This is a genomic window from Emticicia sp., assembly GCF_049241225.1.
GTDB lineage: Bacteria > Bacteroidota > Bacteroidia > Cytophagales > Spirosomataceae > Emticicia.
In genome coordinates this window covers 1-5,719 of record NZ_JBMLRC010000302.1, presented here as the reverse complement: position 1 = coordinate 5,719, position 5,719 = coordinate 1, and the positions used below count along the sequence as shown (strand labels likewise).

General features: G+C 37.9%; 9 protein-coding genes. All 9 read left to right on the top strand.

Features of this window, described 5'->3' with window-relative positions; translation table 11 throughout:
• The first annotated feature begins 145 nt into the window (after window positions 1-145).
• The 9 genes from trpC to trpA all read left to right on the top strand — a co-directional run bounded on the left by trpC (window position 146) and on the right by trpA (window position 5,717).
• Window positions 146-934, top strand: a complete 789-nt coding sequence (gene trpC / locus ACOVO2_RS16220) for an indole-3-glycerol phosphate synthase TrpC (protein WP_421770984.1) — start codon at window positions 146-148, stop codon at window positions 932-934.
• A gap of 104 nt (window positions 935-1,038) precedes the next feature.
• Complete coding sequence (locus ACOVO2_RS16215; protein WP_421770983.1) at window positions 1,039-1,668, top strand: phosphoribosylanthranilate isomerase; 630 nt, start codon at window positions 1,039-1,041, stop codon at window positions 1,666-1,668.
• Window positions 1,669-1,671: 3 nt separating this feature from the next.
• Complete coding sequence (locus ACOVO2_RS16210; protein ID WP_421770982.1) at window positions 1,672-2,304, top strand: metallophosphoesterase family protein; 633 nt, start codon at window positions 1,672-1,674, stop codon at window positions 2,302-2,304.
• A 34-nt stretch (window positions 2,305-2,338) separates the two neighbouring features.
• Window positions 2,339-3,529, top strand: coding sequence for a tryptophan synthase subunit beta (gene trpB / locus ACOVO2_RS16205; RefSeq protein ID WP_421770981.1), 1,191 nt, complete (start codon window positions 2,339-2,341; stop codon window positions 3,527-3,529).
• Between the two features lie 29 nt (window positions 3,530-3,558).
• A complete protein-coding gene (locus ACOVO2_RS16200) occupies window positions 3,559-3,981 on the top strand; it encodes an SWIM zinc finger family protein (protein ID WP_421770980.1) in 423 nt (140 codons plus the stop codon).
• Between the two features lie 5 nt (window positions 3,982-3,986).
• Window positions 3,987-4,187, top strand: a complete 201-nt coding sequence (locus ACOVO2_RS16195; protein WP_421770979.1) for a hypothetical protein — start codon at window positions 3,987-3,989, stop codon at window positions 4,185-4,187.
• A gap of 3 nt (window positions 4,188-4,190) precedes the next feature.
• The gene (locus tag ACOVO2_RS16190) at window positions 4,191-4,442 is read left to right on the top strand and encodes a type II toxin-antitoxin system RelE family toxin (protein WP_421770978.1); all 252 of its coding nucleotides are present in this window, start codon (window positions 4,191-4,193) and stop codon (window positions 4,440-4,442) included.
• Between the two features lie 26 nt (window positions 4,443-4,468).
• Complete coding sequence (locus ACOVO2_RS16185; protein ID WP_421770977.1) at window positions 4,469-4,852, top strand: Dabb family protein; 384 nt, start codon at window positions 4,469-4,471, stop codon at window positions 4,850-4,852.
• Between the two features lie 85 nt (window positions 4,853-4,937).
• Window positions 4,938-5,717, top strand: a complete 780-nt coding sequence (trpA, locus tag ACOVO2_RS16180) for a tryptophan synthase subunit alpha (protein WP_421770976.1) — start codon at window positions 4,938-4,940, stop codon at window positions 5,715-5,717.
• Window positions 5,718-5,719 lie beyond the last annotated feature (2 nt).

The following is a 5,719-nucleotide window of genomic DNA, read 5'->3' as shown; positions in this document are numbered from 1 at the left end:
GTATAGAAGAAGGCATCGCCCAAGCGAAAGAATCCATAGAAAGTGGAAAAGCCTTGAATAGTATGAAAAAATTAATACAATAGATGAAAAATGTTTTTTTCATTCTTAATTCTACATTCTTCATTTTTAATTGTGCGATAGCACCATGACCATTTTAGATAAAATAACCGCCCAAAAGGCAATCGAAGTTGCAGCAGCAAAAGCTGAGGTTTCAATTCAAGATTTAGAGAAAAGCGAGTTTTTTACAAGAAAAACAAATTCGTTAGTGGCAAATCTCTCAGCTGAAAACTCAACGGGAATCATAGCCGAGCATAAACGTAAATCTCCATCAAAAGGAATCATTAATGATAAACTTTCGGTCGAGGAAGTCACGCAAGGTTATGCCCAAGCAGGAGCGGCTGGACTTTCAGTCTTGACCGACTCTGATTTTTTTGGTGGTAACAAAGAAGATTTACAAAAAGCCCGAGTCGCCAATCCATCAACGCCAATCTTGCGAAAGGATTTCATGATTGATGAATATCAAGTCTATGAAGCAAAAGCTTGGGGAGCCGATGTGATTTTGTTGATTGCGGCTTGTCTTTCGCCCGAACAAATCAAGACTTTAAGTCAAAAAGCTCATGAGTTAGGTTTGGAGGTGCTGCTCGAAATTCATGACCAAGAAGAACTCGACCGCAGTCCGTTAGAGTACGTTGATATCGTTGGCGTAAACAACCGCAACCTAAAAAACTTCGCCGAAAACAACGTAAATGCCTCTTTGAATTTGGCCGAAAAGATTCCTGCCAATATCATTAAGATTTCAGAAAGTTGTATTAGCGAGCCAGAAACCATCAATCTCTTGAAGACAGTAGGATACAAAGGGTTTTTAATTGGAGAAACTTTTATGAAAGATGCTTCTCCAGGAACAAAATTGGGGGAATTTATAGCGAAAATCTAAGAAAAAACTTAATTTTGATAGTTTTTTATATCTTTTGCTAAACTCATACTACCCCGAGTATGATACAAATATAAAATATGCCTGTGGGGGCAGGTATTCCTATTATGAAATTAAAAGTTTGCGGAATGCGTGATGTCGAGAACATCAAAGCACTCATCGAGTTGAAACCAGATTTTATCGGTTTTATTTTCTATGACAAGTCACCTCGTTATGTAGGAACAGAGTTAGATGTAGAGTTTATCAATTCAATTCCAAGAGAAATCAAAAAAGTAGGCGTTTTTGTCAATGCAACAGTCGATTTTATTTTACAAAATGTCAGAAAGTACGGTTTGAATTATGTGCAGTTGCACGGCAATGAAATGCCTGATTTTTGCAAAAGCCTTCGACTAAAAGGCGTAAATATCATCAAAGCATTTCGTGTAGATAACGATTTTATCTTCACACAAGTAAATAATTACAAGCCGCACGTCGATTTTTTCTTGTTTGATGCCAAAGGCGATGGTTACGGCGGAAATGGAGTTGCATTCGATTGGAGTATCCTCAAAAAGTACGATAATCAAAAACCTTATTTCTTGGCAGGTGGCATAAGTCTTGATAATCTTGATGTTTTAGAAACTATCATTCCGAAGCCTTACGCAATGGATGTAAACAGTAAGTTTGAGATTGAACCAGCATTAAAAGACATCGAAAAACTCGAAGAACTATTGGATAAAATTCGACCTATTGAAGTATAGATTGTGAAAATCGTAGCTATATCAGATACTCATAGAAAACATCAAAAGCTTGTTTTACCTGAAGGAGATATGCTTATCCATGCGGGGGATGTCTCGTCAATGGGGCATGAATCCGAAATCAAAGAGTTTTTAAACTGGTTTTCAAAAACAGATTTTACATATAAAATTCTGATTGCAGGAAATCACGATTTCTATTTTGAGAAAATAAGCCATAACGCCAAAGTTTTAGAAGAACTGATTCCTGCGAATGTTGTTTATCTAAATGATAGCGGAGTCGAAATTGAGGGCATACATATTTGGGGTTCACCTATTCAACCGTGGTTTTATAATTGGGCTTTCAATCGGTATCGTGGTGAAGATATCAAAAAACATTGGAATAAAATTCCACAAGATACAGATATTCTCATCACGCACGGGCCAGCTTATGGTATTCTTGATAAAACAACTCGAAATGAAAATGTTGGCTGTGAAGATTTACTCGAAAAAATAAAAGAAGTAAAACCCAAATTTCATATTTGCGGACACATACACGAGGCCTACGGCCAAGTAAAACAATCAGATACTGAGTTTATCAACGCAAGTGTTTTGGACGAAAGCTATAATTTGAGAAATAAGCCAATAGTATTTGAGATTTAGCATTAAAAAACAGAAAACCTTTGAGGTATAAAAAATGACAACTTTACAACAGAACTACTCAGTAGATAAAAAAGGATATTACGGAAAATTTGGTGGAGCATACATTCCCGAAATGCTCTATCCAAACGTGGAGGAACTGCAACAAAACTACATTGATATTATCTATCAGCCTGAGTTTCAAGCCGAATATCACGCACTACTCAAAGATTACGTTGGTCGCCCAACGCCATTATTTTATGCCAATCGTTTATCTGAAAAATATCAGACCAATATTTATTTAAAGCGTGAAGACCTATGCCACACAGGAGCTCACAAAGTAAATAATACAATCGGACAGATTTTACTGGCAAAAAAACTCGGCAAACAAAAAATCGTTGCCGAAACAGGAGCAGGCCAGCACGGCGTAGCCACCGCCACAGTTTGTGCCTTGATGGGTTTAGAGTGCATCGTTTACATGGGCGAAATCGACATCAAGCGTCAAGCTCCCAACGTTGCACGTATGAAAATGCTTGGAGCAGAGGTTCGTCCAGCAACCAGCGGTTCAAAAACTTTGAAAGACGCTACCAACGAAGCCATGCGTCACTGGATAAATAACCCAGTTGATACACATTATATTATAGGCTCGGTAGTTGGCCCACATCCTTATCCCGATATGGTGGCTCGTTTTCAAGCAATTATCTCCGAAGAAATCCGTTGGCAGTTACTCGAAAAAACAGGCACCGAAAATCCAGACTACGTAATTGCTTGCGTAGGCGGAGGCTCAAATGCCGCAGGTGCATTCTATCATTATCTCGATGAACCATCGGTTCAACTAATCGCTGCCGAAGCAGGTGGACACGGAATCAATTCTGGAATGTCGGCCGCAACCACGTTTTTGGGTAAAACAGGTGTACTTCACGGAAGCAAAAGTATCTTGATGCAAACCGAAGACGGTCAAGTAATTGAGCCACATTCAATTTCAGCGGGTCTCGATTACCCAGGCATTGGCCCAATGCACGCACACTTGTGGGATTCTGGCCGAGCAAAATTCTTTGCTATTACTGATGAAGAGTCACTCACTGCAGGTTTTGAACTTTCAAAACTCGAAGGAATCATTCCTGCCATCGAGTCAGCTCACGCATTGGCAGTATTACCATATCTAAAAGCTGCCACCAACGAAACCGTAGTAATCAATCTTTCAGGACGTGGCGATAAAGACTTAGATACTTATATGAAATACTTGTAACACAATTTTCTAAATTGTGTATGTAAAATATGTTTCCATTTCCAAAATTTGAAAATAGTATAGAAAAGAAAATCCTTGGTAGGGGTTTCGATTACTATGAGCAAGAGCATGTAGAAGACGTAGAAGCATTAGGAAATGGAGAATTTTCGGCAATAGTAGAAGGTTCAGAGGATTACGATGTTTTTATAAAACTTGAAAACAATAAAGTTTCAGAATATAATTGTACTTGCCCATACGATTATGGATATGTTTGCAAGCATATTGTAGCTGTTCTTTATTATATTCGAGATGCCGAAATGCACAAAGAAGAGTATTTTTCAACGCTTGGAGATGATTTGATAGAAATAATAAAGACAATTCCTGCAAAAGAATTATACGCTTACATTATTAATTATGCCAAACGCAACAGAAAATTCAGAGAAGATTTCTTTGAGGAGTTTAGTAAAAAATAAAGGAGATGAAAGCACATCAATACATAAGCAATCAGGTAGGTAATAAGATAGCAGTTATTCTACCTATTAAAGAATACCAAGCATTACTTGATAAAGTTGAAGAATTGGAAGATATAAAACTTTATGATGAAGCAAAGAAAAGAAAAAGCGTTCCGATTCGAGCAAAGGAAGCCTTTGAAATACTTGACCGTAAACGACAGAAGTAGATTATGTATGAGCTTGTCATCGAAAAGCGAGTGCTGAAAGAGCTTGCAAAAATCTCTGACCCTGATTATTTTAAAATTAGAGAAGCTATTTTGGCTTTAGCAGATAATCCTCGTCCCAATGGATACATAAAACTTAAAGGAAGAAATGCGTTTAGAATCCGCCAAGGCAATTATCGCATTATTTATGAAATAATTGATAAAAAATTACTCGTTCATGTGATTGAACTTGGGCATAGAAAAGAAATTTACGAATAAATAAACAACTCAACCAATTGAACAAAATGAAAACCCTCTTTCTCGCAATCGCCATTATGTCAGTATCATTAATGTCGAATGCTCAAACCAAAAAACAACCAACCAAAATGTTACGTCACGCCGTTTTATTCAAATTTAAAGATACAAGTAGCCCCGAAGATGTAAAGAAAGTAGAAGACGCTTTCCGTGCATTACCAACAAAAATCAAAGAAATCGCTGATTTTGAGTGGGGAACCAACAACAGCCCCGAAAATCTCAATCAAGGTTTCACGCATTTATTCTTTGTTTCTTTCAAAACCGAGAAAGACCGTGAAGTGTATTTACCCCACCCAGCTCACAAAGCATTCGTAGAAGTGCTCGGGCCACACCTCGATAAAGTTTTAGTACTCGACTATTGGGCAGGAAAATAATTTTGTGGGGCGAATCGGGCAACGTTTGCATCCAGATTCGCTGTAATCAGAGTTTTACCCAATAGTGAAAGTAAAAGAAAAAACAATGAACAGAATTACCAAGCTTTTTCAAGAAAAGCCCAACAACGTACTCAATATATATTTTACGGCAGGATTTCCAAATCTCAATGATACAACAACAGTTTTAGAAGCTTTGCAAGAATCAGGTGCCGACATCGCCGAAATCGGAATGCCTTATTCCGACCCCGTGGCCGATGGCGAAACCATCCAGCAGTCAAACCAAGTGGCACTCGACAACGGAATGAGCCTAAAAGTTCTATTCCAACAATTAGAAGGAATCCGAGCAAAAGTTTCCATACCTATTATATTAATGGGCTATATCAACCCAGTCGTACAATTCGGTATCGAAAACTTCTGTAAAAAATGTCAAGAAGTAGGAGTCGATGGTCTAATCTTACCAGATTTACCAATGGACGAATACTATGAAGAATACAAACCAATATTCGACCAGTACGGTCTGCTAAATATTTTCTTGATTACACCACAAACCACTGAGTCTCGCATTCGTCGAATCGACGAAATTTCTGATGGCTTTATATATATGGTAAGTAGTGCAAGCGTAACGGGCGGAACATCGGGCATTACCGACACCATGGAAACATATTTCAATCGTGTCAATGCAATGAACCTCCGAAATCCACGACTCATCGGTTTTGGTATAAAAGACAACGCAACTTTTACCAAAGCAAGTCAATATGCCGCAGGAGCAATCATTGGCAGTCAGTTTATCAGAGTTTTACAAAATTCATCATACAATACTCTATATAATGATATTGTTGAATACGTAAAATCCGTTAAAGGATAAAA